This is a genomic window from Streptomyces sp. NPDC002573, from assembly GCF_042889625.1.
Taxonomy (GTDB): Bacteria; Actinomycetota; Actinomycetes; order Streptomycetales; family Streptomycetaceae; genus Streptomyces; species Streptomyces gibsoniae.
Window position 1 is genome coordinate 226,083 of the sequence record NZ_JBIARC010000005.1, and the last position, 16,834, is coordinate 242,916.

Genomic DNA, 16,834 nt, shown 5'->3' on the forward strand with positions numbered 1-16,834 from the left:
AGTCGAATACGTCCGCCCCGGGACAGGCGCGGCCTGCCTCAGACGACCCGGATGCCCACGATGCAGGTGTCGTCGTCGGTGTCCGACCGGCTGTAGGTCAGCAGCCGGTCCAGCTGCTGGTCCAGCGTCGGGGGCACGGTCCGCGCGGCGGTCAGCAACTGGGCGAGGGACTCCTCCACGGAACGGTCCCGGCGCTCGATCAGACCGTCCGTGTACAGCAACAGTCTGTCGTCGACGGCCAGTTGGACCTCGTGCTCCTCGTACACCGCCTCCGGTACGGCCCCGAGCAGCATGCCCCTGACCAGGGGCAGTGCCGCCGTCTCGCCGCCGCGCACCAGCACGGGCGGCAGATGGCCCGCCCGGGCCCAGCGCAGGGTGTGCCGGCCGGGGTCGTACAGGGCGCAGACAGCCGTGGCGGTGACGGCGCCGGTCAGATGGTGGGCCACCATGTTGAGCCAGGCCAGCAACTGGCCCGGCCCGGCGCCCGTCACGGCGAGCCCGCGCAGCGCGTTGCGCAGGACGACCATGCTCGTGGCCGCCTCGATGCCGTGCCCGGCGACGTCGCCCACGCACAGCAGCACCAGCCGGGACGGCAGGACGAATGCGTCGTACCAGTCGCCGCCCACCAGTTGTTCGGTCTCCGCGGGCCGGTAGCGCACCGCCACCTGGAGGCCGTCCGCCTCCAACGGGGCCTGCGCCGGGGGCATGATGGCGTGCTGCAGCTGCAGGGTGAGCCGGTTGCGTTCACTCGCCTGCTGCTCGGTGTGCGCGAGCTGGTCGCGGGTCACGGCGAGCGCCATCTCCGTCCAGTGCTGAGCGGAGATGTCCTGATAGGCGCCCCGTACGACGAACAACCGCCCGTCGGAGTCGAGGACCGGTTCGGCCACCACCCGGATGTGCCGTGTCACCCCGTCGGGGCGCTGCAGCCGGAAGGCCGTGGAGGCCGGCCGTCGGCCGTGCAGCAGGGTGCGCAGAAACCTGCCGATGGCGACGGCGTCGTCGGGGTGGGCGTGCGCGGGCAGGTCCTCCAGCGGCACCGGCAGGCTCGACGCGGGCTTGCCGTAGAGGGCGAAGAGCTGTCCGTTCCAGGTGATCTCGCCGGTGAGCAGGTTCTCCTCGAAGCCGCCGATGCGGCCGAGGCGCTGGGCGTGCTGGAGCAGGCTCGCCAGACGGGCCGCCTCGTCCTCGATGCGCCAGATCAGCAGCACACTGTTGGCGTGCCGGCTGATGCTGATGTCGGCGACCGCCGCCAGCGGGACGTCGCCCACCAGCGCGGTGAGCCGCATACGGTGGGTGCGGAAGGGCTCGCCCGTGGCGTAGACACGCTCTATCCGGTCGAACAGTTCGCTCCGCCCGGCGGCCATCGGGTACGCCTCCAGCAGCAGGGCACCGCTCACGACGCCCCGCGGCCGGCCGGCGGGGTCCAGGAAGCGGCTGTTGACGTGCTGGATGCGGAAGTCGACGAGGTCCCCGTCGGGGCCGAGATGCGGCACCAGCACCAGAGCCGGGTCGTGCAGCCCGTCCGCCAGGTCCATCAGCTCCGCCGCGTCCGGCAGCACGCGGGGTCCCGCGTCCCCGTCGGAGTGCCGCCGCGCACCGCTCTCCAGGGTGTGCGCGCACAGCTCGGCCAGGGCCTCGATCTGACGGACGATCTGCGGCGGCTGCGGTTCCAGCGGGACGGGCCAGGCGATCTCCAGCACTCCGTGGATGCGTCCGCCGGTACCGGCGGGCAGGGCCACCCTCCCGCCGTCCGGGTGGTGGTTCTGGCCGACGGAGGGCAGACCGGTCGCGGACAGGGACACGATCCACTGCCCCGCACGCTCGGCGAGACCGCGACGCGCCACCGTTGCCACGCCCGGGGGCACATACCGCCAGCGGCCCGCCTCCGCCGCCGAGAACCCGGAGCTGCCCGCCAGCGTGAGGGAGCCGTCCGAGCCCACGGCCCAGATGGCCACGGCCGTCGCGCCGAGCGGGGTCAGGGCGTGCTCCAGCAGGGAGTCGGCCACGGCCTGGGTGTCGTCGGCGGCCAGCGCCCCGCTCTCGGCGGCCCGCAGCCGTACGGCCGATGACGCGCCCGGAGTGGTGGCGCCCTGCTCCTGGCCGTCCGGGCCCGTCGTCGCGGCGAGGAAGGCGGAGGTGACCTCCGAGAGCCGGTCGCGGGAGGCCTGGTTGATGACCTCGACCGCGAACTCCAGCGGGGTCGCGCCCGCTTGCTCGGTCAGCTCGGTGAGCTGCCGGGCCGCCTGTGCGGGGCCGCAGCCCAGCCGCTCGACGAGGATGCCCTTGGCGAGTTCGATCAGGGCCCGCCCGTCGGCCTGGGCATGCGCGGCCAGCACCTCGCGCCGCAGCCGCTCGACGGTGGCCGCCAGCCGCCCGACCCGCGAGACGGAGGCCTGGGCGAGGTCACCGGACATCCCGGCCTCGATCCGGCCGTCGCCGGCCTGCGGGGTCCCGGCCGGGCTCGGGGCGGGCCGCTCGGGGGGCTGTTGGGGGTTGCTCACGGTTGGCCTGTTCCTCGGCTGGGACGTCCGGGGACGCCACACGGAGGGCGCCGGCAGGCGCCCGGTCGGCTGGTGCGCACGGCGGGCGCCCCGGTCAGACGGGCAGCCAGCGCCGGACGCGGGCGATGAGGTCGCCTGTGTCGACGGGCTTGGTGACGTAGTCGTTCGCCCCGGCCGCGAGGCTCTTCTCCTGGTCGCCCGGCATCGCCTTCGCGGTGACGGCGATGATGGGCAGCTCCGCGTACCGCGGCATCGTGCGGATCTCGGCCGTGGCGGCGTACCCGTCCATCTCCGGCATCATCACGTCCATCAGGACCAACGTGATGTCGGGATGGGCGAGCAGCGTCTCGATGCCCTTGCGGCCGTTCTCCGCGTGCAGCACCCGGAAGCCGTGCAGCTCCAGGATCCCGCTCAGCGCGAAGAGGTTGCGCGCGTCGTCGTCGACCACGAGCACCGTACGGCCGAGGAACGCGTCGTCCACGGGCTGCGCGGCGGTGTGCTGCGGCTCCTCGGCGCGGACCAGGGACAGCACGTCCCCCGGTTCCTCGGCGGACAGGTGCAGGGTGATGTGCTCGCGCAGCTCGTCCAGGCTGGACAGGAAGTCCAGCGTCCGGCCGCCCGAGCGGGACTGCAGGGCATGCTCCTGGGACAGGTCCACCCGGTGGCCGCTGTGCACGAGCACGGGGACGCTCGCCAGCGCGGAGTCGCCCCGCAGGGCCTCCAGGAAGCGCGACGCCTCCTCGCCCGGCATGCCGAGTTCGAGGACGACGCAGTGGCACGGCTCGGCGGCCAGCGCACTCGCCGCCTCCTGCGCGCCGATGGCGGTGATGATGTCGATCACTCCGCGTGTGTCGCCGCTGTCGTGATCGTGCGCGATGTCCGCCACCGCGCTCTCCGCGACCAGGGTCAGCAGACCGCGCGGACGCTCCTCGACGACCAGCAGCCGGCGCCTGCGCTGCCCCGGCACCGCCAGGGGGACGGAGGAGTCCGGCCCCGGCGCGGGCGGCACCTCGGCGGGCACCAAGAGACCGGTCTGCTCCGACGCCCGGCCGGCGCCGTCCATCAGCTCCTCGAAGTCGGCGCGTGCCACCGGCAGATACAGCGTGAAGGTGCTGCCCTGCCCCGGCGTGCTGTCGACCGTGACGGCACCGCCGAGCAGATGGGCGATCTCCCGGGTGATCGACAGACCGAGGCCGGTGCCGCCGTACTTGCGGCTCGTCGTGCCGTCCGCCTGCTGGAACGCCCCGAAGATCGTCTCCAGTTGCTGCTGGGGGATGCCGATGCCGGTGTCCTTCACCCGGAAGGCCACAACGGTCCCGCCGCGGACGACCCCCGCGGGGACCTCCTTGTCGGCGGCCGGTTCGATCCGCAGCTCGACGCTTCCCTGCTCGGTGAACTTGACGGCGTTCGACAGCAGGTTGCGCAGGATCTGACGCAGCCGGGAGTCGTCGGTGAGCAGGTCGGCGGGGGCGCCCGGAGCCGTGGTGACCGTGAAGTCCAGGCTCTTCTGCGTCGTCATCGGACGGAACGTGGCCTCGACGTACTCCAGCAGCTGCCGTAGCGAGACCCGCTCCGGGCTGACGTCCATCTTGCCCGCCTCGACCTTCGACAGATCGAGGATGTCGTTGATCAGCTGGAGCAGATCGGAGCCCGCGGAGTGGATGATGCCCGCGTACTCCACCTGCTTCGGGGTGAGGTTGCGCGAGGGGTTCTGCGCGAGCAACTGGGCCAGGATGAGCAGGCTGTTCAGCGGGGTGCGCAGCTCATGGCTCATGTTCGCCAGGAACTCCGACTTGTACTTGGAGGCCAGCGCCAGTTCCTGGGCGCGGGTCTCCAGCTCCTGCCGGGCCTGTTCGATCTGGAGGTTCTTGGCCTCGATGTCGCGGTTCTGCGAGGCCAGCAGGGACGCCTTCTCCTCCAGCTCGGCGTTGGAGCGCTGCAGTTCGTCCTGCTGGACCTGCAACTCCTCGGAGCGGGCCTGGAGTTCGGCGGTCAGCCGCTGGGACTCGTCCAGCAGTTCGTCGGTGCGGGCGTTGGCGACGATGGTGTTGAGGTTGACGCCGATGGTCGGCATCAACTGGCCCAGGAAGTCCTGGTGGATCTGGGTGAAGCGGGTGACCGAGGCCAGCTCGATCACACCGAGCACCTGGTCCTCGACCACGATGGGCAGGACCACCAGGGCGCTCGGCACGACCTGGCCGAGCCCCGAGGAGATGGTCACGTATCCCGGCGGAAGCTCCTCCACGCTGATGCCGCGGTGGTTGCGGGCGGCCTGGCCGACCAGGGAGCGGCCGACGGGGATACGGGTGGGGCGGTCCTTGTCGTCGGGGTAGCCGTAGGAGCCCACCAGCCGTAGTTCGGGCCCGCGTTCGGTGTCCTCCGCGAGGTAGAAGGCGCCGTACTGGGCGGACACCAGGGGCGAGAGCTCGTCCATGATCAGCTCGGCGACGACCGGCAGCTCCCGGTGGCCCTGCATCAGCCCGGAGATGCGGGCGAGGTTGGTCTTGAGCCAGTCCTGCTCCTGGTTGGCCCGCGTGGTCTCGCGCAGGGACTCCACCATGGAGTTGATGTTGTCCTTCAGCTCGGCGACCTCGCCGGAGGCCTCCACGGTGATCGAGCGGGTCAGATCGCCCTCCGCGACGGCGCTCGCGACCTCGGCGATCGCGCGGACCTGCCGGGTCAGGTTCCCGGCCAGCTCGTTGACGTTCTCGGTCAGCCGCTTCCAGGTGCCCTCGACGCCCTCGACCTCGGCCTGCCCGCCGAGCCGCCCCTCGCTGCCGACCTCGCGCGCCACCCGGGTGACCTCGGCGGCGAACGACGACAGCTGGTCCACCATCGTGTTGATGGTGGTCTTGAGCTCAAGGATCTCGCCCCGGGCGTCCACGTCGATCTTCTTCGACAGATCGCCGTTGGCCACCGCGGTCGTCACCAGCGCGATGTTGCGCACCTGGCCGGTGAGGTTGTTGGCCATCGAGTTGACGTTGTCGGTGAGGTCCTTCCAGGTGCCCGCGACGTTGGGCACGTGCGCCTGTCCGCCGAGCCGGCCCTCGGTACCCACCTCGCGGGCCACGCGGGTGACCTCGTCGGCGAACGCGGACAGCGTGTCGACCATCGTGTTGATGACGTCCGCGAGGGCCGCGACCTCGCCCTTCGCCTCGACCGTGATCTTCTGCGACAGATCGCCGCGTGCCACGGCGGTGGCGACCTGGGCGATCGAGCGGACCTGACCGGTCAGGTTGGACGCCATCACGTTGACGTTGTCCGTCAGGTCCTTCCAGGTCCCCGACACGCCCCGGACGATGGCCTGCCCGCCGAGGTTGCCCTCGGTGCCGACCTCGCGGGCGACGCGGGTGACCTCGTCGGCGAAGGCGGAGAGCTGGTCGACCATCGTGTTGATGGTGTTCTTGAGTTCGAGGATCTCGCCGCGGGCGTCGACGGTAATCGTCTGGGACAGGTCGCCCTGGGCGACCGCGGTGGCCACCTGGGCGACGTTGCGGACCTGGTCGGTGAGGTTGCCCGCCATGAAGTTGACGGAGTCGGTCAGGTCGCGCCAGGTGCCCTTGACGCCCTTGACGTCGGCCTGTCCGCCGAGCCGCCCCTCGGTGCCCACTTCGCGGGCGACGCGGGTGACCTCGTCGGCGAAGGCGGAGAGCTGGTCGACCATCGTGTTGATGGTGTTCTTGAGTTCGAGGATCTCGCCGCGGGCGTCGACGGTGATCTTCTGGGAGAGGTCGCCCTCGGCGACGGCGGTCGTCACCTGGGCGACGTTGCGGACCTGGGCGGTGAGGTTGCCCGCCATGAAGTTGACGGAGTCGGTCAGGTCGCGCCAGACACCGCCGACGCCGGGCACCTGGGCCTGCCCGCCGAGCCGCCCCTCGCTGCCCACCTCGCGGGCGACGCGGGTGACCTCGTCGGCGAAGGCGGACAGCTGGTCGACCATCGTGTTGACGGTCTCCTTCAGCTGGAGGATCTCGCCGCGCGCGGGCACGTCGATCTTCTGCGACAGATCTCCCTTGGCCACTGCCGTCGCCACCTGCGCGATGTCCCGCACCTGGGTGGTCAGATTGCCGGCCATGGCGTTGACGGAGTCGGTCAGATCGGCCCAGGTGCCGGAGACGCCGGGCACCTCCGCCTGACCGCCGAGCGTGCCCTCGGTGCCCACCTCGCGCGCCACTCGCGTCACCTCGGAGGTGAACACGGACAACTGGTCCACCATCCCGTTGAAGACGGTGGCGATGTCGCCGAGCAGGCCCTCTCCGTCGGTCGGCAGCCGTGTGCCGAAGTCGCCGTCGCGCACGGCGGTCAGCCCGGCCAGCAGCTGCCGCAGCTCCTGGTCACCCGGAGTCCGTTGCACGGTCCCGGTCGTCCTGCTCGTCATGCCGCACCCTCGTTCCGCTCCCCAGGAGCCCCCGCGCCGGGGACTCGGAACCGCGCCCGGGCCCGCGAACGGACCCGTTTCCGCCCCCGCGCTTCGGTAGTTCACAGAATCTGCCAGATGAGAAAATCCGTCGCAGGTTAACTCAGTTGTCGTGTGACAACCAAAGTCTCTCGCAAAGATCCGGCTCACCGCATCGGAGCGGCCTGAAGGGGGCATACCGGTGCAGGGGAGGGGCGCTCGACAGGGCCGGTCGCACGCCCTGACGGCCCGGCGTCCCTACGTCTGTGCAAGCGGTTTCTGTCCAGCTCCTGCCCACCCGTTGACCTCCCGGTGACGTACACCTACCGTTTCGATGTTCGGAACAAGAGATGTGGTACGGGATCTCGAACGCACCGCATTCCTGTTCCCCACGGGAGAGGCACCGGGTGACGGGGTACGTGGGTCTGGTGCGGGACGCGCTGGTGGCGCAGGATTTGATACCGGAGGGTCGTTCACCTTGACCGTGAGACCCTGACGCGCGGGGTGAGCGCGCCGGCCGTGCGCCCCGCCCGCTGAGCCCCTGGGGCGTCCCGACCGGAACCGGGGCGCCCCAGGTCCCGCCCCGTCAGCGACGCAGCGCGTCCAGCACGTTCGCCGCGAACTCCCGGGGATGCTCGGCCGCCCCCAGATGCCCGCCCGGGAACTCGGCGAGGCGCCCCCCGGTCAGCTCGGCCGCCACGGAGGCGGTCCGGTGCAGCAGCCCGCCACGCGAGTCCACCCCCGCCGCCAGGGTCAGCGGGGCCGGCCTCAAGGCGTCCAGGTCCGGCGCGTACGCGGTGAACCGGGTCAGGACGCGTGTCAGGAAGAGGGCCATGGGGCTGCTCAACTCCTCTTCGGGGGACGGCGGCCGCCCGTCCCCCGACGGCGCGGCGGGCGTGCCCGCCAGACCGGCGGCGAGGCGGGCTCCGGCCGCCGGGAGACCGGCGGCGCGATAGGTGTCGTACACCTCCGCGAACATCGCCGACTGCCGCTCGGCGTCCGGCAGGACCCGCACCACCGGCGGCTCGTGCGCGATGACGTGCCGCAGCCGCTCCGGATGGCGGGCGAGCAGATCGAGCACGGCGATACCGCCCGAACTGAAGCCGAGGACGTACGCCGACTCGCCGTCCGGCAGCACCTCGTCGAGCACACGGCGCGCGCCCTCGCTCCACGCCTCCACCCGCTGCTCCGCGACGGGCAGGCCGAGCCGGCCGTGGGCCAGCCCGAGGGGGTCGTACGTCACCACGGTGCAGTGCTCGGCGAGCTCGGCCGTCAGCGGGTCGAGCCCCATGGGATGCCCCGCGCCGCCGGGGACGACCAGCAGCACGGGTCCGGCGCCCCGGATGTCGTAGCAGAGGTCAGTCATCGGTCTTCTCCTTCTGGCGAGGCCAGTGCGTCAACGCCGCGTGCAGGGCCTCGACGGCCTTGTCCCAGGACGCCTGTACGTCCCTCGGGTCGTTGAAGCCGCCGGCGGCCTCCAGGGCGCAGTAGCCGTGGAAGGTGCTGCGCAACAGGCGGACGGCGTCGGTGAGATCGGGTTCCTCGAGGCCGTAGGCGCGGAGCATGCCGTAGGTGATCTCGGCGGTGCGGCGCAGGGCGCCGGACTCGGCGACGAGTGAGCGCAGTGAGTCGTCGATCCGGATCTGGGTGGCCGCGTACCGCCCCGGGTGGGCGAGTACGTACTCCCGGTAGGCGCCCGCGAAGGCGGCCAGCGCGTCCTTGCCCGCGCGCCCGGCGACGGCCGCCGCGATGCCGTCGATCATCTCCTCGCCCGCCCGCAGCGCGAGTCGGGTCCGCAGCTCACCCAGGCTTCTGACATGCGAGTACAGGCTCGCGTCCTTCACCCCGAAGTGCCGTGCCACGGCCGACAGGGTGAGCTTGTCGAAGCCGACCTCGTCCGCGAGTTCGGCGGCCGCCGCGACGATCCGCTCGACGGTGAGCCCGGCACGGGCCATGGTCCGCTCCTGACCTAGGGGTCCTAGGTCAGAGCCTAGCGCACCTAGGGCATGTGCCCCGCGGCGGCCGAGGTACGCATACAAGCTGATGTGGGCTCAAGTTCGGCCGCGCCGACCGTAATTCGGTTGGCCGGACCGCCCTCCGGTGATACCCATGGACGGTCCGTCCGCCCGGTGGTGTCGGGCGGCAGGCGCGGCGACACAGAGGGCGGGGGACCTGGCCGGTGGGACGGACGCGACCGCAGCGGGGGAGCAGGGACTTCGGGATCTTCTGGGCCGCGCAGACGCTCTCGGTCCTCGGTGACGCCTTCGCCCTGATCGCGCTGCCGCTGCTGGTGCTGGAGGCCACCGGGTCCGTCGCCCGGATGGGGCTGCTGACCGCGGCCGGCGGGGTCGCAGCGGTGCTGACCGGGGTCTTCGCCGGAGTGGTGGTCGACCGGCTGGACCGCAGAAAGCTGCTGGTCGCCTGCGACCTCGTCCGCATGGCGCTGTACGCGCTGATCCCGCTCGTATGGCTCACCGGGCCCCGGGTCTGGCTGCTGTACGCCGTGCTGCCCCTGGCCGAGGCCGTCGGCATGGTGTTCGCCGTCGCGTACGTCACCGTCGTACGCCAACTGGTCGGCGGTGAGCGGATCACCGCGGCCAACGGGCGGCTGAACGCGACGGCGGCGGCGGCCGGCGTGGTCGGCCCGGTGGGCGCGGGCGTCGTGGCGGCCTGGGCGGGCCCGGTCGCCGCCGTGGCGGTGGACGCGGCGAGCTTCGGCGTGTCGGCGCTCTGCCTGGTCTTCGTGCGTTTCGGGCAGGCCGCCCCGCCCGATCCGGCGGCGTCCCGGCAGCGGCTGCGACGGGACCTGCTCACCGGGGCGTCCTTTCTGTGGCACCACCCCGTGCTGCGCACCCTGACCGTGCTGCTGTCCCTGTTCAGCTTTCTTCAACTGGGCCTGAACGACCTGATCATCTACCACCTCAAGCACGACCTCGGCCAGAACGACGGCGCGGTCGGCACCGTGCTCGCGATCGGCGCGCTCGGCACGATCGCCGGGTCCCTGCTGGTGGCGCGGGTGCGCCACAGGCTCGGCTTCGGGCCGACCTGGATCGGCGGGGTCGCCGTCTGCGGTCTGGCGCTCGGCGCTGTCGGCTGGGCGCGCGCCGTACCGGCCGTAGCCCTGCTGACCGCGGCCTTCTTCGGGGCCGGCGCCACCTCCGGAACCTGCTCCATGTCCCTGCGCCAGGAGGTGACCCCCCAGCATCTGCTGGGCAGGGTCACCTCCACGTTCTGGACGATCCACTACGCGGCCGCACCCGTCGGCGCGGCCGTCCTCACCTGGGCCGCGCAGCACCAGGGCACCGCGGCGGTGGGAGCGGCGGCCGGCGCCTGCTGTGTGGGCATCGCCGTCCTCGCCGTGTTCACACCGGTACGGGTACGCCGCCCGGAGGCCGCCGGGGAGGCCGCCTGACGGGGCCGGGCGGTCCGCCGGACGGCGTCCCCGTACCGTCAGCCGGCCGGTGAGAACACGAAGGAGAACTCCGTGGGCTCGACTCGCAGGAAGTACTGCGGCAGCGGACCCGGGCCGCACGACTGGGAGCCGATGCCGTGCTGGCCGTGGTCGAGGTTCACCCACACCCTGTCGCCGGGCGTGAGGTCGGTGAGGTGCCCGGCCGCGTCCAGCTCCTCGTTCGTCCAGCGCCGCGCGCTGAACCAGAACTCCGGGTCGCCCTCGATCCTGAGACCGCCGATCTCGGCCCAGCGGACATCGGCCCGGGCGCCGTTCTCCTGCGGTTTGACGTACGGCGTCTGGAGTTCGTCGACCGTGGACTCCCAGCGGCCGATCCGGGAGGCCGACCTCGTGTCCGGGTACGCCTCGCCGGGGCCGCCGCCGTACCACCGCACGCGGTCCACCGAGCCCGGCAGCCCGAACCGGATGCCGAGCCGGGGCAGCGGCACCGTCCAGTCGCCCTCGGGCGCGACGGACACGGTCAGCCTCAGCCGCTCCCCGTCGGACGTCCAGCGGTACACCGTGACGAGGCCGACCTCCCGGGCGGCGGGCGCCACCCGCGTCCGCACGGTCAGCGCGTCGTCTCCCGGCTCCACGGCGTCCAGCCGGTGCCGCATCCGGTGCAGACCGAGCTTCCGCCACAGCAGACCGTAGCGGGGGTCGCCCTGCCATGAGGCGCCGTCGTCGTTGTCGGTGGGGGCCCGCCACACATCCACGCGCAGACCGGTCAGGTCCACCTCGCCGATGCTCATCGGCGCACCGGTGCGGGTGTCGAAGACGGCCGGGCCGAGCGTGATCCGGCCGTCGGCGACGACGGGGGCGCGGTCCGGGACGACCCGCACCGACGGCCGCCGGGCCACGGGGAACTGACCCCACGCCACCTCGTGCCCCTGCGGCGCCCACCCGGTGTCGGAGGCCAGCACCGCCCGCACCGTCCAGTGGCTCTCGGCTCCCCGCACATCGGGCGGCTCCGGCAGCTTCACATGCGCCGACTCGCCCGGCGCGAGCACCGGCACCGACAGCGCGCCCGACGCGACCGTCTCGCCGTCCGTCTGGAAGGACCATTCGAAGGCGAGGGCCGAGAGGTCGACGGCGTCGTGCCCGTTGCGGATCCGCACGGTGCCGCTGCGGCCCTCACCCTCGATCCGGACCGGCTCGACGACCTTCTTGAACTCGATCAGGCCCGGCGAGGGCCTGCGGTCCGGGAACAGCAGCCCGTCACAGACGAAGTTCCCGTCGTGCAGTTCCTCACCGAAGTCGCCGCCGTAGGCGAAGCCGTAGCGGCCGTCCTTGATGCCGTGGTCGATCCACTCCCAGATGAAGCCGCCCTGGAGCCGGTCGTACGTCTCGAAGAGCCGCTGGTAGTCGGCGATCCCGCCGGGCCCGTTGCCCATGGCGTGCCCGTACTCGCAGAGGATGAAGGGGAGTTCGCGCCGCTTGAGACCGCCGCCGTCCAGTCCCCGGCCGATCCTCTCCACCTCCCCGTGGAAGGCGTACATCCGCGAGTACATGTCCGTGTCACGACAGGTCTGGTCACCCTCGTAGTGCACGAGCCGGGAGCCGTCCCGGCCGTGGATCCACTCGGCCATCGCCGTCAGCCCGCGCCCGGTGCCGGCCTCGTTGCCCAGGGACCAGATGACGACCGACGGGTGGTTCTTGTCGCGTTCGACCATACGGGCGGCGCGGTCGAGGAGCGCCGGGGTCCAGCGGTCGTCGTCGACCGGGTTGTCGCGCCAGGCCTGCTCGGTGAAGCCGTGGGTCTCCAGGTCGCACTCGTCGATCACCCAGAGGCCGAACTCGTCGCACAGGTCCAGGAAGGCGGGATGCGGCGGGTAGTGCGAGGTGCGGACGGCGTTGATGTTGTGCCGCTTCATCAGCAGCACGTCCTGGCGCATGGTCTCCGGATCGAGCGCGCGGCCCATCTCGGGGTGCCACTCGTGCCGGTTGACGCCCTTGAAGAGCACCGGCCTGCCGTTGACCTTGATCAGACCGTCCTGGAGCGCGACCGTGCGGAAGCCGATCCGCAGCGGCACCCGCTCGCCCTCGGTGGTCAGCACACCGTCGTAGAGCTTGGGGTCCTCCGCGGACCACGGCTCCACGGGGACGGTCACCGACTCGCCGGTGGCGACATCGACACCGAGCGCGGGCACGGTGACCCGGCCGTCCACGTCCGAGTTGACCTTCAGCGTGCCCTCGCCGGACAGATGGTCGTACGAGGAGTGCACGAAGAAGTCGAGGACGGCGCCCACGGGGCGGTGCAGCAGCGTGACGTCCCGGAAGATGCCCGGCAGCCACCACTGGTCCTGGTCCTCCAAGTACGAACCCGCGGACCACTGGTGGACCCGGACCGCGAGCACATTGCCGCGCGGCCGGAGCAGATGCCCGACGGCGAACTCGTGGGGCAGCCGGGAGCCCTTGAACTCGCCGATGTCGGTGCCGTTCAGCCACACCCGGGCGCAGGACTCCACGCCGTCGAAGCGCAGCACCGTCCCGCCGTCCGACGGCCAGTCGTCCGGCAGGTCGAACAGGCGCAGATGGTCGCCGGTGGGGTTCTCGGTCGGGACGCGGGGCGGGTCGACCGGGAAGGGGTAGAGGTGGTTGGTGTAGATGGGGGACCCGAAGGCGCCGTCGCCCTGGAGCACCCAGTGGCCGGGCACGGCGACCTGAGCCCAGTCGCCGGCGTCGTATCCGGGCTCGGCGAACGAGTCGTCGTGGGCGTCCGCCGTGGGCGCCAGCCGGAAGCGCCAACTGCCGTTCAGGGAGAGGGAGGCCGCGTCCGAGGACGCGTACCAGGCGCGCGGTGGCAGGCTGCCGCTGCCGGGGGAGACGTCCTCGACGTAGTCGACGGCGGTGGAGGCTGAGGAGGTTGCGTAGGAAGACGAGGTCGAGGAGGGAGAGGACGAGAGCTCGGGGGAGGTGCGGAAGGTCATCGTTCTCCTAGCTCAGCGGTGCGGGATCGAGACGGCGACGGCAGGATCAGGTGCGGCTTCTCGCGGGAGCGGTGCGCGGGCCGGGTCCGGAGCCGGTTCTCCGGCCGGGGCCGGCCGGCTGGAGCGCGCCTTCGAGGGCGAAGGTCGCGGCGCCGAGGCACACCGGGTCGGTGGGGATCGGGGACAGGACGATCTCGGTGGCGGTGAACGGCCGCCTGAGCGCGTGCGGTTCGACGGCCGCGCGCACCTCGGTCAGCAGTGGTTCGCCGAGCGCCGCCGCGACCCAGCTGCTGAGCACCACCACCTCGGGGTTGAGCAGATTGACCAGATCGGCGATCGCGGGACCCAGGTGACGGGCGGTGGCGCGGACGACGTCGAGCGCGACGGGGTCCCCGTCGGTGGCCGCGCGGGCGAGGGCGTCGATCGTGGCGGTCTGGTCTTCGGGGTGCAACAGGGGGCTGTCCGGGCTCAGTTCCCGCAGGTTCCGCATGATGCCGGGCGCCCCGACGTAGGCCTCCACGCAGCCCCGGTCGCCGCAGTGGCACGGCCGCCCGTCCAGCACCAGCGTCGTATGGCCCCATTCGCCCGCGCTGTTGCTGACCCCCCGGTGCAGTCGGCCGCCCAGCGCCAGCCCGGCTCCGACGCCCGTGCCCAGGTTGACGACCACGGCGTCCTCGCGCCCACGGGCCGCGCCGAACCACAGCTCGGCGACCACGCTGGCACGCAGCGGGTTGTCCAGGTACAGGGGATGGGTGATGTGCTCCGCGAGCAGGTCGAGCAGCGGCACATCGTGCCAGCCCCAGTTCGCGGCGTACTCGGCCACGCCCCGGTCGCGGTCGACCTGGCCGGGCACGCTGATGCCGGTCCCCAGCACCCGGGAGCCCTCCACGCCGGCCCGCGCGACCACGGAGTCCACGGCCGCCGCCACTTGGGCGACGACCTGGTCGGGGCGGGTCCGGCCGGGTGCCATTTCCTCGTCGGCGCGGGCCAGTACGTTCAGCGCCAGGTCGAACAGCTCGACGCGGACATAGGTCTCCGCCAGGTCGACGCCGATCAGGGCGCCCCCCGAAGCGTTGACCGCGACCAGACCGCGCGGCCGCCCGCCCGCCGACTCCTCGAAACCGACCTCGGTCAGCATCCCGAGGTCGAGCAGTTCACCGACGAGCGTGGCGACCGTGGGCAGACTGAGCCCGGTCGCGGCCGCCAGCTCCGGCCGGGACGTCGGCGAGTGGGCGATGATCTGGCGCAGCACCTCGTACCGGTTCGCGGTACGAATGTCGCGCGACGTGCCCGGCTTCATCCGACGTCCCCCCGCTTCATCACTTCCCCTGGCTTCCTGCGCCTCCGCCCGGACCTCGGCGCGGCGCGAGCCTATGACCGCCGACGGATTTCCACAAGGGATCAGGAAATGGGGTTAGAAAAGGGTCTTACGAAGTCGCGTCATCTTCCCGGGGCCACAGCCCGGTAGGAAGGCTCAGTCACGCGGAGAACCTGGACCGGAGCGAGGAGCAGCGGCGGCCGCGTTCAGGACGTCGTCTCCGCGGGCTCCAGGACGTCCCCCACGAACGCGTTGCGGAACTTCCCCGACGGATCCAGCTCGGCCGCGAGCGCCGCGAAGTCGGTGAGTCGCGGGTAGCGCGCGTGGAGCGTGTGCGCGGGTACGGTGAACACCTTGCCCCAGTGCGGGCGGGCCTCGAACGCGTCGAGCGCCTCCTCCAGCCGCCGCACCACCGGCAGCACGGCCGCCGTGTCCTCGACCCAGGTGAAGTGCAGCGCCACCGAGTCCCTCCCGTACGCGGGGCTCAGCCACTGGGCGTCGGCGGCGATCGTGCGCACCTCACAGGTCTGCAGCACGGGCGCCACCGTCGTACGGATCGCGTCCAGGGCGTGCAGCGCCTCCAGCGCGTACGGGCGCGGCAGCAGATACTCCGACTGCAACTCGGCGCCGCTGCTCGGCACGAAGTCCGCCCGGAAGTGCGGAAGCCGCTCGTGCCAGGGCCCCGGGACGCCGAACTGCCGGGTGCAGTTGACCGCGGGCATGCCGGGCACCGGGTGCATCGCCACCGTGGCCGGACGGGCCCAGGGGAAGTCCGGCAGCGGCTGGTCGGTGCGCCGCTTCAGCCACACCTGCCGGAATCCGGGCTCGCGCCAGTCGGTGAACAGGCTCACACTGTACGCCGTCGCCGCCACGGTCTCGAAGTCCAGCCCCTCCAGCGGCAGTTCGGTGAACACATGCTGCTCGACACGGAAGTCCGGCTCCAGGTCCAGGGTGAGCGCGCTGACCACGCCGAGCGCCCCGAGCGCGGTCACCGCGCCGTCGAAGCGGCGGTCCCCACGCCCGATGCGCAGCGTCGCCCCGTCCGCCGTGATCAGCTCCACCTCACGCACGGCCGACGCGAGCGAGCCGTTGGCGACTCCCGAGCCGTGCGTGCCGGTCGCCACCGAGCCCGCCACCGAGATGTGCGGCAGGGACGCCATGTTGTGCAGGGCGAGCCCGTGCTCGTGCACCACCCGGGCCAGTTCGGCGTACCGGACGCCGCCGCCCACCCGTACCGTACGGGCCGCGGTGTCCACGTCCACCTCGGTCGGCAGCGCGGACAGCGAGACCAGCACACCGTCGGCGCCCGGTTCGGCGATCTCGTTGAAGGAGTGCCCGCTGCCCAGGACCCGGACCTTCGGGTGCGCGGCGACCAGCGCCCTGAGCGCGTCGAGCGAGCCCGGCCGGTGCAGTTCCTTGGCGGCGTAAGTGATGTTGCCCGCCCAGTTGGTCACGCTCTCGGTCATCGCGTCGTCCCTCCCCGTGGCACGTGCCACCTCTGCCGTCACATCCACGCATCCACCGGCGAACCTATATCGGTAGCCTCGCTGGTCATGACGCAGCCTCCGCCGCTTTCCGCCACCCTCCCGCAGACCGAGCTGACGACGCACCGCCGCCTGCGCGACCAGGGCAGCCTCCGGCGGGCCGATCTCGACGCGATCCTCGACGCGGGGTTCGTCTGCCACCTCGGCGTGGTCGTCGACGGCCGGCCGCTGGTCGTGCCCACCGTGTACGGGCGCGACGAGCAGCAGCTCTACCTGCACGGCTCGGTCGCCAGCCGCAGTCTCACCGGCGGCACCCCCGTCTGCGTGACCGTCACGCACGTCGACGGGCTGGTCCTCGCGCGGTCCGTCTTCGAGCACGGGGTGAACTACCGCAGCGCCGTGATCCACGGCGTCCCCCGCCGCGTCACCGACCCCGAGGAGAAGCTGGCGGGACTGCGCCGGCTCACCGAGCACGCGACCCCGGGGCAGTGGTCGTACGCCCGGCAGCCGAACCGCAAGGAGCTGGCCGCCACCGCCCTGCTCGCCCTGTCCCTCGAAGAGGCCTCGGTCAAGATCCGCACCGGCGCCCCCGACGACGGCGACGGGCCCGACGCGGAGCTGGGACTGTGGGCCGGTGGGCTGCCGCTGACCTCGGTGTGGGGCGCGCCCGTGCCGGACCCGCGGCTGCCGCCGGACATCGCCGTACCAGGACACATCGCGCGGCGCGAGGGGACCCGGCACGGCTGACGCGCAG

9 protein-coding genes are annotated in these 16,834 nt (G+C 72.2%); 2 read left to right on the forward strand and 7 right to left on the reverse strand.

Going from position 1 to position 16,834, the window contains the following annotated elements; all coding sequences use genetic code 11:
* Positions 1–38: 38 nt before the first annotated feature.
* From ACFYX0_RS07515 to ACFYX0_RS07530, 4 genes are all read right to left on the reverse strand, one after another.
* Positions 39–2,414 carry a SpoIIE family protein phosphatase gene (locus ACFYX0_RS07515; protein WP_388967578.1) on the reverse strand — a complete coding sequence of 792 codons (2,376 nt, stop codon included), beginning with the start codon at positions 2,412–2,414 and terminating at the stop codon, positions 39–41.
* Between the two features lie 181 nt (positions 2,415–2,595).
* Positions 2,596–6,879: a HAMP domain-containing protein gene (locus ACFYX0_RS07520; RefSeq protein ID WP_388967479.1), complete on the reverse strand. Its 4,284-nt coding sequence runs from the start codon at positions 6,877–6,879 to the stop codon at positions 2,596–2,598.
* Positions 6,880–7,483: 604 nt separating this feature from the next.
* The gene (locus ACFYX0_RS07525) at positions 7,484–8,263 is read right to left on the reverse strand and encodes an alpha/beta fold hydrolase (protein WP_388967482.1); all 780 of its coding nucleotides are present in this window, start codon (positions 8,261–8,263) and stop codon (positions 7,484–7,486) included.
* On the reverse strand, positions 8,256–8,852 hold the full coding sequence (locus tag ACFYX0_RS07530) for a TetR/AcrR family transcriptional regulator (RefSeq protein ID WP_388967485.1): 597 nt from the start codon (positions 8,850–8,852) through the stop codon (positions 8,256–8,258). The genes ACFYX0_RS07525 and ACFYX0_RS07530 overlap by 8 nt, the downstream gene beginning before the upstream one ends.
* A 224-nt stretch (positions 8,853–9,076) precedes the next feature.
* On the opposite strand from ACFYX0_RS07530, the gene ACFYX0_RS07535 reads away from it, so the two are divergent.
* Positions 9,077–10,309, forward strand: coding sequence for an MFS transporter (locus ACFYX0_RS07535; RefSeq protein ID WP_388967488.1), 1,233 nt, complete (start codon positions 9,077–9,079; stop codon positions 10,307–10,309).
* Between the two features lie 38 nt (positions 10,310–10,347).
* Here the strand turns inward: ACFYX0_RS07535 and ACFYX0_RS07540 are convergent, their stop codons facing one another.
* From ACFYX0_RS07540 to ACFYX0_RS07550, 3 genes are all read right to left on the reverse strand, one after another.
* Positions 10,348–13,278 carry a glycoside hydrolase family 2 TIM barrel-domain containing protein gene (locus ACFYX0_RS07540; RefSeq protein WP_388967491.1) on the reverse strand — a complete coding sequence of 977 codons (2,931 nt, stop codon included), beginning with the start codon at positions 13,276–13,278 and terminating at the stop codon, positions 10,348–10,350.
* A gap of 46 nt (positions 13,279–13,324) precedes the next feature.
* Positions 13,325–14,578, reverse strand: coding sequence for an ROK family transcriptional regulator (locus tag ACFYX0_RS07545; protein ID WP_388967494.1), 1,254 nt, complete (start codon positions 14,576–14,578; stop codon positions 13,325–13,327).
* Positions 14,579–14,802: 224 nt separating this feature from the next.
* A complete protein-coding gene (locus ACFYX0_RS07550; protein WP_388967497.1) occupies positions 14,803–16,062 on the reverse strand; it encodes a D-arabinono-1,4-lactone oxidase in 1,260 nt (419 codons plus the stop codon).
* A gap of 87 nt (positions 16,063–16,149) precedes the next feature.
* Here ACFYX0_RS07550 and ACFYX0_RS07555 point away from each other — a divergent pair, with 87 nt between their 5' ends.
* Positions 16,150–16,827, forward strand: coding sequence for a pyridoxamine 5'-phosphate oxidase family protein (locus tag ACFYX0_RS07555; RefSeq protein ID WP_388967500.1), 678 nt, complete (start codon positions 16,150–16,152; stop codon positions 16,825–16,827).
* Positions 16,828–16,834 lie beyond the last annotated feature (7 nt).